At 35.8% G+C, this 20,240-nt stretch carries 18 protein-coding genes and 1 tRNA gene; 10 read left to right on the top strand and 9 right to left on the bottom strand.

What is annotated here, in order from left to right:
* Positions 1-7 precede the first annotated feature (7 nt).
* From BMY50_RS03885 to BMY50_RS03870, 4 genes are all read right to left on the bottom strand, one after another.
* The gene (locus BMY50_RS03885) at positions 8-598 is read right to left on the bottom strand and encodes a TetR/AcrR family transcriptional regulator (protein ID WP_093318590.1); all 591 of its coding nucleotides are present in this window, start codon (positions 596-598) and stop codon (positions 8-10) included.
* 189 nt (positions 599-787) lie between these two features.
* Positions 788-1,570: an enoyl-CoA hydratase/isomerase family protein gene (locus BMY50_RS03880; RefSeq protein WP_093318588.1), complete on the bottom strand. Its 783-nt coding sequence runs from the start codon at positions 1,568-1,570 to the stop codon at positions 788-790.
* 189 nt (positions 1,571-1,759) lie between these two features.
* Positions 1,760-3,334: a M56 family metallopeptidase gene (locus BMY50_RS03875; protein WP_093318586.1), complete on the bottom strand. Its 1,575-nt coding sequence runs from the start codon at positions 3,332-3,334 to the stop codon at positions 1,760-1,762.
* Between the two features lie 2 nt (positions 3,335-3,336).
* On the bottom strand, positions 3,337-3,702 hold the full coding sequence (locus tag BMY50_RS03870) for a BlaI/MecI/CopY family transcriptional regulator (RefSeq protein WP_093318583.1): 366 nt from the start codon (positions 3,700-3,702) through the stop codon (positions 3,337-3,339).
* 127 nt (positions 3,703-3,829) lie between these two features.
* On the opposite strand from BMY50_RS03870, the gene BMY50_RS03865 reads away from it, so the two are divergent.
* Positions 3,830-4,366, top strand: coding sequence for a DUF3347 domain-containing protein (locus tag BMY50_RS03865; protein WP_093318581.1), 537 nt, complete (start codon positions 3,830-3,832; stop codon positions 4,364-4,366).
* 122 nt (positions 4,367-4,488) lie between these two features.
* On the top strand, positions 4,489-5,775 hold the full coding sequence (locus BMY50_RS03860; protein WP_093318579.1) for a citrate synthase: 1,287 nt from the start codon (positions 4,489-4,491) through the stop codon (positions 5,773-5,775).
* Positions 5,776-5,824: 49 nt separating this feature from the next.
* Here the strand turns inward: BMY50_RS03860 and BMY50_RS03855 are convergent, their stop codons facing one another.
* Positions 5,825-6,040, bottom strand: coding sequence for a hypothetical protein (locus tag BMY50_RS03855; RefSeq protein ID WP_093318577.1), 216 nt, complete (start codon positions 6,038-6,040; stop codon positions 5,825-5,827).
* Between the two features lie 99 nt (positions 6,041-6,139).
* Between BMY50_RS03855 and BMY50_RS03850 the strand changes: the two genes are divergently transcribed.
* Positions 6,140-7,297, top strand: a complete 1,158-nt coding sequence (locus BMY50_RS03850) for a prolipoprotein diacylglyceryl transferase (RefSeq protein WP_093318575.1) — start codon at positions 6,140-6,142, stop codon at positions 7,295-7,297.
* A gap of 155 nt (positions 7,298-7,452) precedes the next feature.
* Here the strand turns inward: BMY50_RS03850 and BMY50_RS03845 are convergent, their stop codons facing one another.
* The 3 genes from BMY50_RS03845 to BMY50_RS03835 form a co-directional block, all read right to left on the bottom strand.
* Positions 7,453-8,007, bottom strand: a complete 555-nt coding sequence (locus BMY50_RS03845) for a NifU family protein (protein ID WP_093318573.1) — start codon at positions 8,005-8,007, stop codon at positions 7,453-7,455.
* 121 nt (positions 8,008-8,128) lie between these two features.
* Complete coding sequence (gene purB / locus BMY50_RS03840; protein ID WP_093318571.1) at positions 8,129-9,472, bottom strand: adenylosuccinate lyase; 1,344 nt, start codon at positions 9,470-9,472, stop codon at positions 8,129-8,131.
* 238 nt (positions 9,473-9,710) lie between these two features.
* Positions 9,711-9,899: a hypothetical protein gene (locus tag BMY50_RS03835; RefSeq protein WP_093318569.1), complete on the bottom strand. Its 189-nt coding sequence runs from the start codon at positions 9,897-9,899 to the stop codon at positions 9,711-9,713.
* 537 nt (positions 9,900-10,436) lie between these two features.
* Here BMY50_RS03835 and BMY50_RS03830 point away from each other — a divergent pair.
* The 7 genes from BMY50_RS03830 (at position 10,437) to BMY50_RS03800 (ending at position 19,251) form a co-directional block, all read left to right on the top strand.
* The gene (locus BMY50_RS03830; protein WP_093318567.1) at positions 10,437-10,994 is read left to right on the top strand and encodes an RNA polymerase sigma factor; all 558 of its coding nucleotides are present in this window, start codon (positions 10,437-10,439) and stop codon (positions 10,992-10,994) included.
* A gap of 12 nt (positions 10,995-11,006) precedes the next feature.
* On the top strand, positions 11,007-12,104 hold the full coding sequence (locus BMY50_RS03825; protein ID WP_093318565.1) for a S1C family serine protease: 1,098 nt from the start codon (positions 11,007-11,009) through the stop codon (positions 12,102-12,104).
* A gap of 103 nt (positions 12,105-12,207) precedes the next feature.
* Entirely contained in the window at positions 12,208-12,972 is a 765-nt protein-coding gene (locus BMY50_RS03820; protein ID WP_093318563.1) for a class I SAM-dependent methyltransferase, read from the top strand.
* Positions 12,973-13,074: 102 nt separating this feature from the next.
* A complete protein-coding gene (locus BMY50_RS03815; RefSeq protein ID WP_093318561.1) occupies positions 13,075-16,350 on the top strand; it encodes a S41 family peptidase in 3,276 nt (1,091 codons plus the stop codon).
* Positions 16,351-16,451: 101 nt separating this feature from the next.
* The gene (locus BMY50_RS03810) at positions 16,452-18,092 is read left to right on the top strand and encodes an amidohydrolase (RefSeq protein WP_093318559.1); all 1,641 of its coding nucleotides are present in this window, start codon (positions 16,452-16,454) and stop codon (positions 18,090-18,092) included.
* 7 nt (positions 18,093-18,099) lie between these two features.
* Positions 18,100-19,071, top strand: coding sequence for an NAD(P)H-quinone oxidoreductase (locus tag BMY50_RS03805; RefSeq protein WP_093318556.1), 972 nt, complete (start codon positions 18,100-18,102; stop codon positions 19,069-19,071).
* A gap of 107 nt (positions 19,072-19,178) precedes the next feature.
* Positions 19,179-19,251 (top strand) — tRNA-Lys (locus tag BMY50_RS03800).
* Positions 19,252-19,330: 79 nt separating this feature from the next.
* Here BMY50_RS03800 and BMY50_RS03795 read toward each other — a convergent pair.
* Positions 19,331-20,221, bottom strand: a complete 891-nt coding sequence (locus BMY50_RS03795) for a winged helix-turn-helix domain-containing protein (RefSeq protein ID WP_093318554.1) — start codon at positions 20,219-20,221, stop codon at positions 19,331-19,333.
* Positions 20,222-20,240 lie beyond the last annotated feature (19 nt).

Genomic DNA, 20,240 nt, shown 5'->3' with positions numbered 1-20,240 from the left:
ATTTTTATTATATTTTAAAACCATCCCAAACGATGGAAGCCATATCTTTCAATTCGTCTTTAGAAAATGTATGATAGCCATTATTATGTTTTTTTGCTGCTATTGTCAAACCTCCCATAAATATCGAACTAATAATGTGAATATCATATTTTTTTATATAGCCTTCTTTTATGCCTAGTAAAAAAAAACTTGAAAAATTATCTTCATAGAACTGACTTTCTTTTGAATGAATCATTCGTTGAAACGGACTGGAAAAAAATTGCTCCATAAAAGATAGTACTCTTGGATTTTCTACGAAATACTGAAACAGATTAACCCAAAGACTTTTAAACCTTTCACTATAATTATCCTTTGAACGGTCCTTCATTCTAAAGATCTCATGTGTAATAGCCTCGCGGACATTATTGAAAAGCTCTAAAATAATGGCGTCTTTTGACTCAAAATAATGATATATAGTGCCTGCAGCAACTCCAGCCTTTTTTGCTAGTAAGCTTATAGGCACACCGAGTAAGCCATGCTCTTCAATTAATTCAAGCATATTTACCAGGATTGCTGTTTTTTTTTCGGATACGTTTTCCACTTCCAATTGAACGTTCATTCGGCCGCAAATGTAATAATTATTTGTTACCCTAAAATTAAGACCCCATTTTGTGACGAAAAAAAGATATTTATGTTACATAATTTGATTTATTGGAATGAGAGTATTACAGGCTAATACGAATAAAGAAGTATAATGAATAAAAATAGACAGTACTGACTTGATAAAATAGATATACAGATAAAGCTATTAGTTTGTTTTCGCTTTGAATTTTTTTAATATTGCTTTTGTTTGTTTATTGACCACCAGTCGTCCGCTAATCTCAGCTTGCGACAGTAAAAGTGTATCCCAATGATCTGTTCCTTGCCAGAGTGTTTTTTTGATCTCAAATAGCGCAGCCGAAGAATAGGAGGCAATACTTTCACAAAACCGTTGGATTGCATTGTCCATTTGTTCTGTAGTGTCACTTAATGAATGAAACAAGCCCTTTTTCAAACACCATTCGGCACTTTTAAATTCCTCAGGGTTAAATGAAAGTTCAGTAAGCGCATTTAGGCCAAGTTTACGTGCAATAGCTGGCGCTATGACAAATGGGCCGATACCGATAGAAAGCTCACTTAACTTAATCAAAGCGTTTTTGTTGGCAAAACAATAGTCACAAGCAGCGGCCAGTCCAACAGCTCCTCCTATGGCTTTTCCCTGAACCCGTCCTACCACTGGTTGTTTTGCAAGTCGAATAGCATTAATTACATGCGCAAAGCCTGAAAAGAAAGCCGTACCAGAGGCCTTATCTTGAATAGATAAAAGCTCGTCAAAATTTGCTCCCGCACAAAAGGTTTTGCTACCTTCACTTTGCAGAATAATTATATGAATATTAGCATTCTTGCCTAGTCGCCTAATAACTGCTGCCAGTTGTGATAGTAGGGAAGAGGGAAGGGCATTATGCGCTGGATGATAAAAAGTCACAGTAGCGACCTTTTTATTAACCTCAGTTGTTACGGTTCCTGATTTTTCTCTATGTACATCTACCATTGGTTACTTACAATTTGTATACGTTACAGGCGCGATAGAATATATCAATTAGCGGTTTTATCGCGACCCTAATAACAAACTTAGATAAATGAAACGCCGTAATGAAATTTTAATTAAGTTTCTTTACCTAGGGGAATTGATAGTATCGTTATTTAAAAGAAAAGTCTATTGCTCAGGTATTGTTGGCAGTTAACGTAATCCAAAATTGTCTACCGAATCAGCACCATGAATAGCGAACTGCGATTTTTTATCTGTTGTTTTGTTCGATGCATTCGAGCTATTTAAACTGGTAGGTTTCTTTGTTGTTATTTTCACAACGTCTCTTCCTTTTGATCCTAATACCAGTAATGCCTTTTCACCCTTTATAACCTCAATACTTTCAATCAGTTCGGGAGCCAATAAATCTAACGCCAAGGGGTTTTCCTTTCCATCCACCAACACCATAAGTTCTTTCCGTAATAGGCTCTTATCATGATTAAATTTCATTTTGGGTACAAATTTTTTAGTAACTTTAGCTGCTAGTTGATCGGCATTTTTGCGATGTTTCGTTGTCACAACAACTACACCATTTTCACCCTTTTCACCGTACAAGTCAATAGCAGAAGAATCTTTTAATATAGAAACACTTTCAATATCATCAGGACTTAAATTTCCCAAATCACCAGCCTGAATTCTTCCATCTAAAACATAAAGTGGCTCTTTGCCTTTTTTAAGTGTAACTTTCGTATTTGATTTCTTCTTCGCAGTGAATCTCTTTATTTGGTTCTCAACCTCTTTTGTGGATTTATCTGTTACTTTTGTATTCATCAATCTCTGTGGAATAGTATCCGTATAACTTAGATTATGTAAGTCAGCTATTTGTGTTGAGTTAGCTCGTAACAGCTGTTTAGGTTGGTTGGCTTCTTCATAGGCCTTTGTAATGGTAAACAATAACACAAATAATATAATAGCCGGAATAATAAAAATGTATTTGCCAAAATTGATTTTAGACGAAGATGCTTTATTCATCATAAAAATCCTTCTTTTCAGTGATTTAAAATTGAAACTATTACCAATATTCTGACTATGTACATTTGTAATTACGTTAACAAGGCTGTACTGATACACTTTTTTGTCGATGCCACTCTTAAGCACCTGTTGGTCGGTTATAAATTCTAAATTCTCTTTTATAGCGTTTTTGGTTGTCCAAATAAACGGATTAAACCAGAAAAGGAAACTAGTAATCTCTACGATCAACACGTCTACTGTATGTAATTCTTCCACATGCACATATTCATGTTTCAAAATATCTTCAAACTCCTGATCGTTGTGCTGCGATGGATTTATGTAAATGTTTTTCCAGAACGAGAAAGGGTTAATTGCAAAAAATACTTTTCGATATTTATAGAATGAATACACATCAGTTACTGATTGTTTGTGAATCTTTAACAAAGCAAACAGTCTGATAATAAACCTTACGACTAAAAACAAGACCGTCGCCCAAAATATTATATATAGTATATTCCACGCTGTAAACTCAACGGGTGTAGTTTTCTTAACTTCTTGCCAATCTATTAATACTGCGCGCTGCGCTAGTTCATCACTACCTTTTAAAAGGAATGAGAAATCGAAAAGAGGATACATCGACGAAAACAGCAAACCAAAAAGTAAGTAAAAACGGTTAAGACTGTAAAAAGTCAGCCGTCTAAGTAGAAAATGATATCCTAAATAAAATAAGGTTATCCCAAAGTTCGCCTTCAATAGATAAATAATTAAATCAGGCATAGTTATTCATTTTCTTGATTATCAATCATTTTTATAATCTCCCGTAATTCATCTTTAGAAATTTTTTCTTCTTTGGCAAAAAAGCTTACCAATTCTTTGTAAGAGTTTTTAAAATAATTATTTACAAAACCGTTCATAAATTTTGCATTATACTCTTTTTCACCAATCAAAGGTTCATATCTGTATGCATTTGCATATTTAACCGATTTCAAGAACCCTTTCTTTTCTAGGTTTTTTATTGTGGATGCCAGCGTAGTATAAGGTATTTTACTTTCAGTTAGTTGATCGAGAAGCTCCTTTATAAAACCGCCATTGCTTTTCCAAATCAATTGCATCGCTTCCTCTTCTTGTATAGTTAATTTATCCATCTTCGAATGTCTATTTCATAAATCTACGAATTATTCGTAATAATGCAAATATTTTTTTGAAGTATCCGAAAAACAATCCATAGGATGACTTGTTCTCAAACTACAAGTAGACATAATTTTGATTAAAATGAACGCATGTAAACCTCGAAATTCTTTATTGATAATGATGCTGATGGTGATTTTTGCGGCGTGTAATGGTAGCGGGCAGAATAATAAAAGTGATGGGGTAGATACAAGCAGTACCGTCACTGCTGAAGGTATTATACTAGAGGATGATACACTTACAAATGTATTGGCAGCTTATATGCAATTAAAAGATGCATTAGTTGCATCAGATGCAAAAATAGCGGGTGAAGCCTCGGATAAACTAGCAGAAAATCTTAAAATTATACATGGATGTGAAAATACTGCCATATTAGCACAAGAGTTGGCTAATTCAAACGATTTAACCCTCCAAAGGACAGCTTTTTCTACTATAAGTAAAGATTTAATAGCAATGTATCAACATGCTTCATTAAATTCAGGTGAAATATATGTTATGCATTGCCCAATGTATAATAATAAACAAGGCGGAGACTGGTTATCCACTTCAGCAGAAATTAAGAATCCCTATTTCGGCAATGAAATGCTAACTTGTGGAACTGTTATTCAAGAAATTAAATGATTCTATATAGTTGATAATGCGCATCAAAAGTTAACGTAACGTAAATTAATTGAAATATTTATAGCCTTACTCTATGTTTTAAGGCTTTTTTTTTTAGTTTTGTTACAAACCATAGAATCATTATGTCAGAAACAGTTTCTTTAAATATTGGAGATAAACAAGTAAAGTTACCTGTTATTACGGGTACAGAGAATGAAAAAGCTATAGATATTTCAAAAATTAGAGCGGAAACAGGTTACATTACTTTAGACCCTGGATTTAAAAACACAGGAGCCACCACTAGTGCTATTACCTATCTTGATGGAGAAGAAGGTATACTCCGTTATAGAGGATATCCAATAGAAGAGCTGGCAGAAAAATCATCCTTTCTTGAAGTAGCATATTTACTGATATATGGCGAATTGCCTACAAAAAGTGAATTCATTGATTTTCAGAATAAAGTGAGTCGTCATACACTCATACACGAGGATATGAAGAAGTTTTTTGAAGGTTTTCCAACGAAATCTCATCCGATGGGGCAATTGTCTGCTTTGGTTGGCGCCCTTTCAGCATTCTATCCTGAATCATTAAATCCAGACGCTACCGAAGAAGAAGATAATCTTACTATTATAAAATTATTGGCAAAATTTCCAACAATAGTTTCCTGGATATATAAGAAGTCCCTAGGTCATCCTGTTATCTATCCAAAAAACAGCTTAGATTATGTTGGGAACTATTTGAATATGACTTTTGGTCAGTTAACGGAAGATGTAGAGATCGATCCTATCGTGAGTTCAGCGATGAATAAATTGCTAATTCTGCACGCAGACCATGAACAGAATTGTTCTACCTCTACAGTAAGAATTGTGGGGTCATCAAATGCCAACCTTTTCACATCCATTTCGGCTGGAATATCTGCTTTATGGGGCCCGCTTCATGGCGGCGCAAATCAAGCAGTAATAGAAATGTTAGAGAAAATAAAAGAGGATGGTGGAGATTCGGAAAAATGGCTTGCGAAAGCAAAAGATAAAAACGACCCTTTCCGTCTAATGGGATTTGGTCATAGAGTTTATAAGAACTTTGATCCTCGTGCTAAAATTATCAAAAAAGCGTGTGATGATATATTAAATAATTTAGGGGTGAAAGATCCTGTTTTAGACATTGCAAAAAAACTGGAAGAAACAGCTTTGAATGATAGTTACTTTGTCGATCGTAAATTATATCCAAATGTTGATTTTTATTCAGGTATTATTTATCGTGCATTAGGCTTTCCCACCGATATGTTTACTGTGCTGTTTGCTTTAGGCCGTCTACCTGGCTGGATTGCACAGTGGAAAGAAATGCGTACAAATAAAGAGCCGATTGGCAGACCTCGGCAAATTTATACCGGTGAAGGTAAACGTCATTTCGTTGCTTTGAAAGATAGATAAAAAGTATTCTTAAGATAATTAGGATAAATAAATGGGGCATTAGCCCCATTTAACTTTTGACCTTGGAACTACTTAGTAAAGCAATCACGCCGCCGCCTATTAAAATAGCACCTATATAAGGTGGCCAATTTATTTGTTTCTCTCTATCAGCATTAATTTCCACAGGTCCAGCATCCACCAAAGTTTCCTTCTTTGTATAACGAAAGCCAGTCCAAATTAGCATAATAACTCCAATTACAATCAATATTAATCCTAACTTTTTCATAATCTGAATTTTAAGATGATGTATCTTTATAAAATATTCAACTCGTCTAAACTATAAATAACAACAGCCAAAAACTCTTAAAGTTTCTACCACTATCTTATGTTTCCTACGCTTTCACATCTCATAGAATATTTAACTGGTTTTTTTATTCCCTTACCTATTCAAACATTTGGATTATTTGTAGCATTTGCATTCTTGAGTGCATATTGGGTTTTTAAGGTTGAATTGGAAAGAAAAGAGAAGGAAGGGCTGATTAAGGCTATAAAACGAAAAATACGAATAGGAGAAGCACCACACTTCGCTGATTTTGTTATCAATGGAATTATCGGTTTTATCATTGGATATAAATTGATCTTTGCTTTATTTAATTATAAAGCATTTACCGATGATCCACAAACATTTCTAATATCCTCAGAGGGCAATATTTTTGGAGGTATTATTTTAGGACTTCTATTTGGGTATTGGTCCTATTCCGATAAAAAGAAACATCAACTTCCTGAACCGAAAACAGTTGAAAAGGTTGTCCATTCAAAGGAGTTAATGGGGCAAATTTTAATATGGGCAGCTATTTGGGGACTTATTGGTGCTAAGCTATTTCATAACCTAGAATATTGGGATGAGTTTGTTAAAGATCCTATTGGAAGTTTGCTTTCATTTAGCGGCCTAACTTTTTATGGTGGTATTCTTTTTGGGGGTATTGCCGTTATTTATTATACTTCAAAAAATGGCATAAAACCGTTCCATATGCTTGACATTGGTGCTCCAGGCATTATGATGGGCTATGCCGTAGGCCGGTTAGGGTGCCAGTTGTCGGGAGATGGCGACTGGGGAATTCCAAATACAAATCCTAAGCCGTCTTGGTTGGAGTGGTTACCAGACTGGGCCTGGGCCTTTAAATTTCCAAATAACGTCATAAACGAAGGTGTTCCTATTCCAAATTGTGAAGGAAAATTCTGTCATGAATTACCGCTTCCGGTATATCCAACTTCTTTTTATGAGTTCTTGATGTGTTTAGTGTTGTTTGCAATTTTATGGATCCTTCGGAAGCGCATTAAGACGTCAGGAAGTCTATTTTGTGTTTATTTAATATTAAATGGAGTAGAGCGATTCTTAATTGAACTGATTAGAGTAAATGCTAAATATCACCTTGGTGAACTGAGTTTCACACAAGCAGAACTCATTTCAGTAATAATGATTCTATCAGGAATTGCAGGCTTGGTTTATACCGGCCGGAAAAACAGAGGGGCATTACATTAAAAAATAAAAGAGGTGTCCAAAAGTCGTCATTTCGACCAGAATGAAATGAAGTGGAGAAATCTGTTATTTGTTCTCTTCATTAAGAGATATCTCGATTCCGTTACAAACACTTGATATGACGGCGGTTGGCTTTTTGAACAGCCTCTACTTATATATTACATAGCTTCGGCAACAACTTCTTGTACCTCAGGCACCATTCTTTTCAATAGGCCTTCTATACCGGCCTTCAATGTGATAGTAGAAGAGGGGCAGCCACTGCAAGAACCTCTTAATTCTACAGTTACAACTCCTTCATCAAAAGATTTATAAGCAATAGCTCCGCCGTCTTGTTCAACAGCCGGACGTACATAATCATGCAAAACTTGTTGTATTTTTATTTCAGTATCAGAACCCTCAAAATTAATATTTTCGTCTGATGCAATCTCTTGTATCAAAAGTTCCGATTCCACTGCTCCTTTTACAAAATCTTTTAATATGGGTAATATATCTTCCCAGTCACTATCTTCTGATTTTGTAATAGTTACGAAATTGCTGGCAAAAAAAACTCCGTTCACAAAATTGAATTTGAAAAGCTCTCTTGCAAAAGGCGAAACTTGTGCTTTTTCCCTGTCAGGAAAATCCAAGCTTCCATTATATAATAATTTATTTACCAGAAACTTCATAGTCGCTGGATTTGGTGTACTTTCGGTATATACGTTAATGGTAGCCATTTCAATTTAAATTAATCACACAAAGCTAATAAAAATATAACTTGTATGAGGTCAAGCCTGCGTCATAGTTATAACAAGCAGTACATGATAGAAAATTGTTCTTCATGTTAAAACAATACGATTAAAGCCCTGTATAAGTCCATGGGGTAATATTTTTTAACTCCTGTTTTATTGTATCGGCAATATCAAGTCTATCAATAAAGTTAGCGATAGCTTCCTTATTAATGACCTCGTTAGTTCTCGTTAAATCTTTCAACGCTTCATAAGGCTTAGGATACCCTTCCCTCCGCAATATTGTTTGAATAGCTTCCGCAACCACTGCCCAATTTTTTTCTAAATCTGCCTTAATTGCGTCTTCGTTTAAAATAAGTTTTTTTAATCCACGCATAATAGATTTAAGAGCTATTACCACATGCGCTACCGGAGTACCTATATTACGAAGAACTGTAGAATCTGTTAAATCACGTTGAAGTCTCGAAATTGGCAACTTAGCCGCTAAATGTTCTAATATGGCATTGGCAAATCCCAAATTTCCCTCCGCATTTTCAAAATCTATGGGATTTACTTTATGTGGCATAGCAGATGACCCAATTTGTCCAGCAATGATCTGCTGCTTAAAATAATCCATTGATATATAGGTCCAAATATCTCTACAGAGATCGATTAATATATTGTTGATGCGTTTGAGCGCATCACACTGAGCTGCAAAATTATCATAATGTTCTATCTGTGTTGTCTTCTGCGATCTATGTAAACCCAATTGCTCATTTACAAAATTGTTTCCAAAAGAAACCCAATCATGTTCAGGGTAGGCTACATGATGAGCATTAAAGTTTCCTGTTGCACCTCCAAATTTTGCTGAAAAAGGAATATTTTTCAGTTGGTTTATCTGTACATCTAGACGCTCAACAAATACACTGATTTCTTTTCCCAAACGCGTAGGAGAAGCTGGTTGACCATGGGTTTTTGCAAGCATTGGAATATTACCCCACTGCTCGGCCATTTTTTGCAGTTCACTTAAAACTTGCTCGACAGTAGGATAGTAGATATTTACAAGTGCTTCCTTCCATAAATAGGGGATGGCTGTATTATTAATATCTTGTGATGTGAGCCCAAAATGGATAAATTCCTTAGAAGCTTGAATACCCAGTAGATCAAATTTCTCTTTAATAAAATACTCCACAGCTTTCACATCGTGATTGGTAGTCTTTTCTAGTTCCTTAACCGATTGAGCATCATCTTCTGAAAAATTTTTATAGATATCTCGCAATTGTTCCAGCTCGCTATCTTTCAGCGTTTCTAATTGCGAAATACCTTTTGTAGACAATGCAATGAAATATTCAATTTCGATGAATACGCGATATTTTATAAGTGCCGCTTCCGAAAAATAGGAAGAAAGTTCTTTTGTTGCGCTATGATAGCGACCATCAACGGGAGAGATCGCTGTAAGAGGGGATAATGCCATGTTATAACTAGAAATTATAAAGATTTGTAAAAGCGCAAAGTTAAAAAAATATTACTTCCCCACTAACTCTCTTTGTCAGATTAGTTAAATAATAATCGAATTCAGGTTAATCGCGTTTTACTACAATTGTAAATAAATGAGAATAAATTAAAGGCAGAATCGAGGTCATTTTAATCGAAAAAGCCGCACTAAGATACCCTTAGTACGGCTTTTTTAATTATTTCAGCTTTTGTTAAGCTTATTTAACTGTAGTATCAGCAGTTACAGTAGTATCAGTAGTGATAACAGTAGTATCTGGCTCGCTAGGAGTTACAACTGTAGTAGTGTCTGTAGTTTCTTCAGTTGTTTCGCTAGTGTTAGAGTTACAAGCAGCAACAGTTAAAGTTAAAGCTAAACCTAAAAAACCGAATTTGAATAAATTTTTCATTGTTAATTTCTTTTCTGATTTAAATAAAATTGTTATTTACCTCTTTATACCGCATATGTTGAAAGGTAACCCAACATTTTGAAAAAAAAATATTTTTTTATTTTTATTTCCTTTTGCGGGTGCAAACTTAGATAAATTTCCTTTTATATACAATATAATCTGTACTGCATATAAAAGGAAATTATCGGTCTCTCCACCATTGAAAGTTTTTTATAGAGGAAATGTTATAGAAGTTCTAAAAAAGCACTTTATTTATTAATACCCCGATAGCATTATCGCAGGAAGATAAAATAAGTGTATTGGTTCTCACTAAGGTTGTATTTAGATCGAAATGTTAGCTATATGGCTAAGTAGAACAAATAGTTTATTTCAGTACTTTTGCAAACCAATATTAAAGGATTTGCTAATTTAAACAAATGACGGTTTATGAAGAGTTCGAATAAAGCTGTCAGGTATATGGGAAAATGTGGCAAAGGCAATAAGAATAAAAAAACACCCGTTAAGAGGGTTACTATTTGCATTTTAACGTATTAACTAGTGAACGACGAAAAGAAACATACACTATCGGATGAAGATATCGTTTCGGGAATATTCCAAGGGGAAACAGATGCGCTTGAAAAGTTATATAAAGAGCATTTTCCGATGGTGACTCGTTTGATATTAAATAATGGTGGAGATATTGACGACGCTAAAGATATATTTCAGGAAGCGGTCATTATTTTATATGATAAAATTTCGTGCGGACAATTTGTACTCAATAGTAAATTAAAAACATATATCTATTCTGTTAGCAGAAATATTTGGTTAAAAAAACTTGCGAAGAGAGGTGTTTATAGTAACGTAGATGATTATGAAGAAAAGTTGCAGGTAGAAGACGATATAGAAATACAAAGGGAACGAGATCATCAGTTTATTATGATGGAACACGCGTTGGAGAAGCTAGGAGAGCCTTGCCATACCATAATTAAAGATTTTTATATTCATAATCTAAGTATGCAAGAAATATGCGAAAAATTTGGATATACAAACACTGATAACGCGAAAACCCAAAAATATAAATGTTTACAACGATTAAAAAAGCTGTTTTTTGGCTAACAAATTAATAAAATGAAAAGTGATCACGAATTTCTGAGCTTGGCGGATGCTTACATAAGAGGTGAAATGAACCACCAAGATGCGACCGCATTCGAAAATCGCCTCTTAAGCGACAGGGAGTCTTCTGAAAAATTTAATGAGCATAAAGAATTCATAGCAAGATTAACAGGGTATGGGAAAAGAATAGATTTACAGCAAAAGCTAGATAATATTCATTCCACTCTAGATATTCCTGAAATTATAAAAAATGCAATCCCTCATAAACCATTAATTGTTCGATTATGGGATAAGTATAAAATTAATTCTTTAGTTGCCGCTTCTGTTGCTATACTGGCAGTGTTTACCACCTTATGGATTACAGGTTTCTATTCAAAAGAGAATAGTTCGCAGTATGTAGCTTTACGACGTGATATGAATAGTATCCGCCAAAATGTGAAAGCACAGAATGCGCTTATCAAGGACATTAATAAAAATCAAAGTGGAAATATTAACCCTAGCCATTATGGAGCTACGGGTTTCGCTCTCTCATCCAATGGTTACGTGATGACCACTTATCATGTTATTAAAGATGCGGATTCCGTTTACCTCCAAAACAATGTAGGTAACTCATATAAGGTGAAAGTAGTCTTTACAGATCCTGCTTATGACATTGCTGTTTTACAAATTATAGATAAAGATTTTAAAGATTTCGGAAGTTTGCCATACACGTTTAAACAGAATCCAGCAGATATCGGAGAAGATGTTTATACTATAGGCTTTCCTCGTGAGGAAGCTGTTTACGGTAGAGGCTATTTAAGCAGTAATACAGGTTATAGTGGAGATACTGTTGCATATCAGGTTTCTATCCCTGTAAATCCAGGAAATAGTGGCGGGCCAGTACTTGACAACCGGGGAAATATTATCGGTGTTATTAATAGTAAACAAACCGAAACAGATGGTGCCGCTTTTGCTATAAAATCTGATTATGTTCTCAAAGCGATTGCTGCCATACCAGAGGATAGTTTAGAGAAAAAAATAGTAATTAATAAAAGAAATACACTCGCCAATCTTAACCGTACTGAACAAATAAAAAAAGTACAAGACTTCATTTATATGATAAAAGTCTATTAATTGATCTGTTTATTTATTCTTACATAATTTTATAGAACCCCTGTTTAATGGAAAAACAGGGGTTTCTTATTTTCTTTTTTTTATTATATTAGTGAAAAAATGAATGAGTGTTGCTAATAAAAATATTGATCGCTTTAACCTTAGGGCCGAAAACTATGATAAGTTTAGGCCTGGATATCCACATACCTTATTAGAATATATCTATCAGCACAATAGATTAAGTGAGAGTAGCTTAATCACCGAACTTGGAGCCGGAACAGGTATATTGTCTTTCGAATTAGCAAAATGGCCGTGTGAACTCATAGCAATCGAACCAAATGACGAAATGCGTGAAAAAGCGATAAAAGCGTTAAAAAAAATGCAGAATTGTAAAGTACTTAACGCTACTGCCGAAAGAACTACGCTGGGAGATAATAGTGTTGACCTTATAATTTGCGCTCAATCCTTTCACTGGTTTAATACGCATAAAGCAAAAGTTGAATTCACGCGTATTCTGAAAAAGAATAAGAAAGTTGCCATTATTTGGAATATACGGAGCGCTGAAACAGATTTTGAAAAAGCTTACGAAGATTTTATACTTAAATACGCGATTGATTATATAGAAGTGAAAAGAAGAGAATTTCGAGGGAGTAATCTTGATCAATTCTTTAGATCAGGTTCTTATGAAGAAAAAGTATTTATCTACGATACATATCTAACATTTCAACAATTACTCGGACGAACACTTTCATATTCCTATATGCCAAACTTAGGTCATCCCATATTACCAAAAATGACCACTCATCTAAAAACACTTTTTAATAAATACAGCAATAAAAAAATAATAAGCTTATCTTATAAAACGAAACTATTTATGGGATCGTTATAATCTATTTCTTAAAAATGTCACATAGTTGCATTAATTTTAATTTGAGTCCTTCTTTACTTCATTATATTTGTACAATTATTCACCATAAAAACGTAAAAATTAATGAAGAAAATTTTAATCAATCTAAAATCTATTGTCTTAGTATCTTTAATTTGTTTTAACATTACTATTGTTAGTGCGCAAACAAATGCCCTGTGGCTTAGATATCCGGCAATATCTCCCGATGGTAAAACGATTGTTTTCAGTTATCAAGGAAATCTCTATAAAGTAGATACGAAGGGAGGAGCAGCCACCGCATTAACAGTTGGAAGTTCACACAGTACAATGCCCGTTTGGAGCCACGACGGTCAACTAATTGCCTTTGCTAATAATCGACATGGAAACTTTGATGTTTTCGTTATTCCTTCTTCCGGGGGAAAAGCTACGAGATTAACCTATAATAGCGCGAACGACTACCCTTATGATTTCGCGATAAGTAGTAAGGAAGTTCTTTTCGGAAGTGCCCGGCAAGCACCTGCAGAGAGTGTACGTTTTCCAAGTATTCGTCTCTTCCAAAATCTTTATAGTGTAAATGTCTCAGGTGGCCGTCCACTACTGATAAGTGCCGCTGGTGTGGAAAATGCACACTTTAATAGTGATGGAAGTAGTATTGTTTTTCAAGATAGAAAGGGTTATGAAGATCCATGGAGAAAACATCATACTTCCTCCGTTACACGTGATATCTGGCTATATAATTTACAAACAAAAAGCTATACAGCGCTTACTAACGAAGAAATTGAATACCGTGAACCCGTATTTAGCTCAGATGGACAATATGTTTATTATTTAAATGAAAAAGATGGTAATTTAAATATCTACAAAAAGGGAATCCGGTTAAAAATTGCGGATCAGCAATTAACACATTTCACTAAAAACCCTGTACGCCATTTAAGTATTGCAAAAGATAATACCTTATCCTTCACGCAAAACGGCGAGGTTTATACATTGAAAGAAGGACAACAAGCTGTAAAATTAAATATAACAATTGGAGTGGATGCAGAAACTGCAACTGTAGCAAATCTTCCGTTAAACGGGCAAATCAGCCAGTTTGAGCTTAGTCCTGATGGAAAACAGCTTGCTTATATTAGCCGGGGCGAGTTATTTGTTACCAGTGTTGAGGGAGATTTTACTAAACGAATAACGAATACCCCTGGTCAAGAACGTATGGTAAAATGGTCGCCAGATAACAAAAGTTTAGTCTATGCAGCAGAAAGGGGGCGTGATGGTTGGGGTATTTACAGAACCGTGATTACTAATAAAGAGGAACCCTACTTTTTTAACGCAACAGCGCTTCGCGAAGAACCTCTTATTACGGGTAAAACCGATAATTTTCAGCCTAAGTTCTCTTTGGATGGTAAATCTATTGCTTATATAGAAGAACGTAACATACTTAAAGTATTTAATCTTAATACAAAAAAAATAGTCACGCTGTTGCCAAGTGGACATAATCATTCTTATGCAGATGGAGATTGGGATTTTGCATGGAGCCCAGATAGTAAATGGTTATTAGTGGATGATCAACGAAACTATTTTGGTTTATCAAATGCAGCTCTCATTAAGGCAGATGGGACAGGGGAAATAAAACATCCCATTCTGAGTGGTTTTGGTGAAGAGGGAGCCAGATGGCAAATGGATGGTAAAATGATTTCTTGGCTCAGTAGTAAATATGGAAGAAAATCTTTAGCTACCCAAGGCAGTAGAGAAGTGGACGTATTTGGTGCATTTCTTGATCAGGAAGCATATGACAGTTTTAACTTAAATAAAGAAGAGTTTTTACTAGCGAAAGAGAGAAGGGAAAAAGAGAAAAAGGAGAAAGAGGAGCAAATAAAGAATGACAAAAAGAACAAATTAGACCAAGCTGGAAAAAAGGAGGATGAGAAAAAAGAAATAAGTGAACTAAGTCTTGAAAACGTAAAAGATAGAGTGGCTAGGTTAACCATTAACAGCTCTTCTATTAGTGACTACGTATTAACAAAAGATGGTAGTAAACTATTCTATCTTGCAGCTTTTGAAAAAGGTTACGATCTCTGGTTAACTGAACCACGAACAAAAGAAACAAAAATTCTGGCCAAACTTGGAGGTTCTCCAAGTGGTATTGAAATAAGTAGTGATGAAAAAAGCTTATTTGTAATGAACAGAGGAAACATTGTGAAGGTAGATGCCTCGAGTGGGAAAATTACACCAATAAGCAGTAAAGGAGAGCTTAACCTAAATACAGCAGCAGAAAGAGAATACATATTTAACCATGCATGGCTTCAGGTAAAAAAGAAATTCTACGATCCCACTATTCATGGTATAGATTGGAATGGGTATCGTGAAAATTACGCCCGTTTTTTACCTCATATAAATAATAATTTTGATTTTCAAGAACTCTTAAGTGAGCTGTTAGGAGAATTGAACGCCTCTCATACTGGTGGGCGCTATGCTCCTCAGTATAATAATCCTGATGTAACAGCTACACTCGGACTTCTTTATGACGAAACTTATGCCGGTAAAGGGTTGATGATTGCGGACGTTATTCAGGGAGGTCCTGTTGCTAAAGCGAATTCTAAAATAAAGAAGGGAAGTATCCTATACGAAATCGATGGTAATATTATCGATGATGCTGCAGATTGGGCGAAGTTCTTAAATCGTAAAGTTGGACAGTATGTTCATTTAACGGGTAAAACATCTTCAGGAACAAATTTCAATGAGACTGTAAAGCCAATTAGCTTAAATGAAGAAATTTCGCTTATGTATAAACGCTGGGTTGAAGGCCGTAAATCATATGTAGAGAAGATAAGCGAAGGTAAAATTGGCTACGTGCACGTGGAAGGGATGAATGACGCTAGCTTTCGCGAAGTTTACGATCGAGTAATGGGAGAAAATAGAGATAAGGAAGCACTCATTGTTGATACAAGGTTTAATGGTGGTGGCTGGTTGCATGATGATCTAAATACCTTTTTAAGTGGTAAAGAGTATTTGAAATTTGCTCCTCAGGGGGAAGTCTTAAAAGGGGGAGAGCCTATGGCCCGATGGAATAAACCTAGCGCTGTTGTAATGAGTGAAGGTAATTATAGTGATGCTTTTATATTCCCTTATGTTTATAAACAAAATGGGTTAGGCAAACTCATAGGAATGCCTGTTCCCGGTACAGGGACAGCCGTATGGTGGGAAACCCAAATAGATCCTACGCTTATATTTGGTATCCCCATGATCGGTACTATAGGTAAAGAAAATAGACCTACTGAAAATCTACAAGTCGAACCAGACATCAAAGTACCGTTACCCTATCAAGATTTTTTAAATGGAAAAGATCCACAGCTGGAAACGGCTGTTAAGGAACTCCTCAAGAAGTAAGATGCATTAAACAAAAAGCCTTTCAGAAAGAATTCTCTCTGAAAGGCTTTTTGTTTAATGCTTTTTTGTAAATTTCCATCATATCTTTTAACCTTGGTACTATGAATCGATTAATTTCTACTGCGCTTTTATTACTCATAACAATATACATGAGTGCCTGTAATAATAAATTACAAGTTGATCTAATAGTTCATCATGCAAAAGTTTATACTGTAAATGCTGATTTTAGTACTGAGGAGGCCTTTGCGATAAAAGATGGAAAGTTCATAGCAGTAGGTAAAAATGATGATATTCTCAAGAAGTATTCAGGTGGGAAGATTGTTAATGCTGAAAACAGAGCGATATATCCAGGGTTTTATGATGCTCATTGCCACTTTTTTGGATTAGCTGCAGGAATGCATCAGGTAAATTTAGTAGATGTAGCATCTATGGATGAACTGGTAGCACGTGTAATAGCTTTCAGAAGTAAATATCCAGATGATGCTTGGATAATTGGCCATGGATGGGATCAGAATAAATGGAAGAACAAAGAATTTCCAGATAATAGTCGGTTAAATGAAACGTTCCCGAACGTTCCTGTTTTTTTAGAACGTATTGACGGACATGCGGCACTGGCTAATGATAAAGCACTAACCATTGCCGATGTCAAAGCCGATAAGTATTTAGCGGGTGGGTTGGTTGAACAAAAGAATGGAAAGCTTACAGGTATTTTAGTGGATAATGCTATGAATTTAGTGCAAGAAAAAATACCATCACCTACACCTGAAAAAATGGTCACAATGTTAAAAGAAGCTGAGAAAGCGTGCTTTTCAGTTGGGTTGACGACCTTGGCAGACGCCGGTTTAGAAAAAGAGCAAATTGAATTACTTCATGATTTATATCGCAGAAAAGTACTTACCATTCGCGAATATGCCATGATCATGTTAAACCCATCAACGTTGGATCAAATATTAAAAAAAGGCATTTTTAAAAGCGAAAGTTTGGATATCCGTTCATTTAAAATAGTCGGAGATGGAGCTTTAGGTTCTAGGGGTGCCTGTTTGCTACAATCTTATAGCGATGCGCCTACAAACGGTTTTTTACTACGGTCTCCGCAAGAACTCGACTCGGCAATAAAAAAAATAGCTAACAGTGATTTTCAATTAAATGTACATGCTATTGGGGACTCAGCAAACCGCTTAATTTTGAATACATTTAATAAGTATTTAAAAGGTAAGCCGAATAAACGGTGGCGTATCGAACATGCTCAGGTAATTTCTCCAGGTGATTTCGAAAAATTCTCCCTATCCAGCCTCATACCATCCATACAGCCTACCCATGCAACATCGGATATGAACTGGGCACTAGAGCGTTTAGGTTCACAAAGACTTAAATATGCCTATGCATATAAACAATTATTAAAAAAAGCAGGTAAAGTAGCATTAGGTAGTGATTTTCCGGTAGAAGACATTAACCCTTTATACGGATTTCACGCCGCCGTGGCGCGTACCGATAAGAATAATCAACCAGTAGGTGGATTTCAGATTGAAAATGCATTGAGCAGGGAAGAGGCGCTCAAAGGCATGACCATCTGGGCGGCCTATGCTTGCTTTCAGGAAGACGCCAGAGGTAGTATAGAAAGAAATAAGTTGGCAGACTTTGTGGTTTTAGAAAACGATATAATGCAATCGCCACTCAATGAGATAAGAAATGTAAAAGTTAACGCTACCTATGTAGGCGGTGAAGCCGTATTTAAAAGATAATATTTTTATGAAAGCAGTTGTTATTACCTCTTTTGGAGCACCAGAAGTACTTCAAATACAGGAAAGAGCTATCCCAGTTGTGTTAAACGATGAAGTACTAGTCCGAGTAAAAGCAGCGGGGGTGAATCGCCCAGATGTCTTCCAACGTGAGGGAAATTACCCTGCTCCAAAAGGTGCGTCAGTAGATATTCCAGGTCTAGAAATAGCTGGTATTGTAGAGGCAGTAGGGGAAGGCGTCACACAATGGCATATCGGCGACAAAGTATGTGCACTTGTTTCGGGTGGGGGATATGCCGAATATGTGGCAGTGCCATCTGGACATTGCTTACCTATACCTAATAACTTGAACTTTACAGAAGCCGCAAGCTTGCCTGAAACAGTTTTTACAGTGTGGAGTAATGTTTTTCAAAGAGGCAATTTAAAATCGCAAGAAAATCTCTTAGTTCACGGAGGCACAAGTGGCATTGGGACTACTGCTATCCAGTTGGCAAAAGCATTTGGTGCAAAAGTTTTTACAACAGCGGGTACTGATGAGAAATGTAAGGCTTGTTTAGCTCTTGGTGCTGATATTTGTATAAATTATAAAGAAAGTGATTTTGAAAAAGCATTAAGCAACTACGAAATAGATATCATTCTAGATATGGTGGGGGGCGATTACTTTGAGAAAAACATGAATGTACTAGCGGCCGAAGGAAGACTGGTTTATATAAATGCGATGCAAGGAAATACCGTTAAACTGAACATTATGAAAATGATGCAAAAACGTATTTCGATAACAGGCAGTACCCTACGTAGCAGGGACAAGACATTTAAGACGATACTAACGAAGTCGGTGTACGAGCATGTTTGGCCAACTATATTGAATGGCCAATTTAAGCCTATTATTTATAAAGTTTTTCCAGCTGAACAAGCGACACAGGCACATCATTTAATGGAGAGTAGTACGCACATCGGTAAGATAGTTCTTAGCCTTTCTTAAAGGAATAGCTGAATCGGAGGCGTAATTTTTGACTCGACTTTTTTAATAAAATATTCGTTTTTTTTAGTAAAAAAACTAACTTTGGACACTCTTACAGAGTTCATGATGACTTCGTAGCTCAGTTGGTAGAGCAACTGACTCTTAATCAGTGGGTCGAGAGTTCGAGCCTCTCCGGGGTCACTACATCAAAAAGCCGTTTTACATAAAGTAAGAACGGCTTTTTGCGTTTCAAGAGCAGTTCGGGACAGGAAAATTTTTCTTAAGAGCTAATTTCAAGCTTATATCCTTTGCCTCGTACAACAACAATGTTGATGTTTGAATCAAATTCTATTTTTTTTCTAAGTTTTGATATGAACATATCAAGGCTGCGCCCAACAATGACACCTTCATCTTCCCATATCTCTTTTTGCAACCGGCTTCTCTCTATAGTCTCGTTAGGAGACAACGCGAAAATGAGTAGCAGACGCGTTTCAGTTCTGGTGAGATCTATATTTTTTTTATTTATTGCCAACTGCTGTTTCTGCGCATTAAACAAGACTGAACCCAAAGTGAATATCTTGGTACGCTGACCTTTCGGCAAAGTTTTCCGTGGCTTAACAGATCTCAAAAAAATAAAACCAACAAATGCTAAAAATGGCAGGCTGCCCAGAAGATATCCATTCTTTGCTGTATTTATTCCTATCGGCTTGAATTTAATGTTGATCATGTAACAAGCTCTGGGTTGCTCTCTTCCCATGCATGCTATAATGTCATCTTTTTTATTACCAGATATGGAGTATCCATAAACTACGCTGGCGTTGGCACAGTTTAGAACGTTAACAATATAATCACGTATGAACGGGTCTTTGGCTAACAAATGCCTCGTAGTGTTCACCAGAGAGTCCGGTTGAAAAGTAAGATGATTCTCAAACCTGATCTGGTACTCATTTTCGGCTATCTTTTCTACCGGGAGCACCCTTGACGTGCGGTCACCCGACTGTAATAGTAATTCATGCCCGATCCTGCGGAGCAAAACTTCCCTCTTGGCTATATCAAAGTCGTCACTTCCATTCATACTGAAAGCCACGCAGATTACAGCGATAAACAAAAGTAATATCAATCCGTACAAGTACTTACCCTTACCTGAGAGGAAATTTCTACTATCGAACATAATATTGACAATTTATTTA

The organism is Olivibacter domesticus (assembly GCF_900109575.1).
GTDB lineage: Bacteria > Bacteroidota > Bacteroidia > Sphingobacteriales > Sphingobacteriaceae > Olivibacter > Olivibacter domesticus.
Note: the sequence above shows the minus strand (reverse complement) of the source record. Positions and strands in the feature narration are given on the sequence as shown.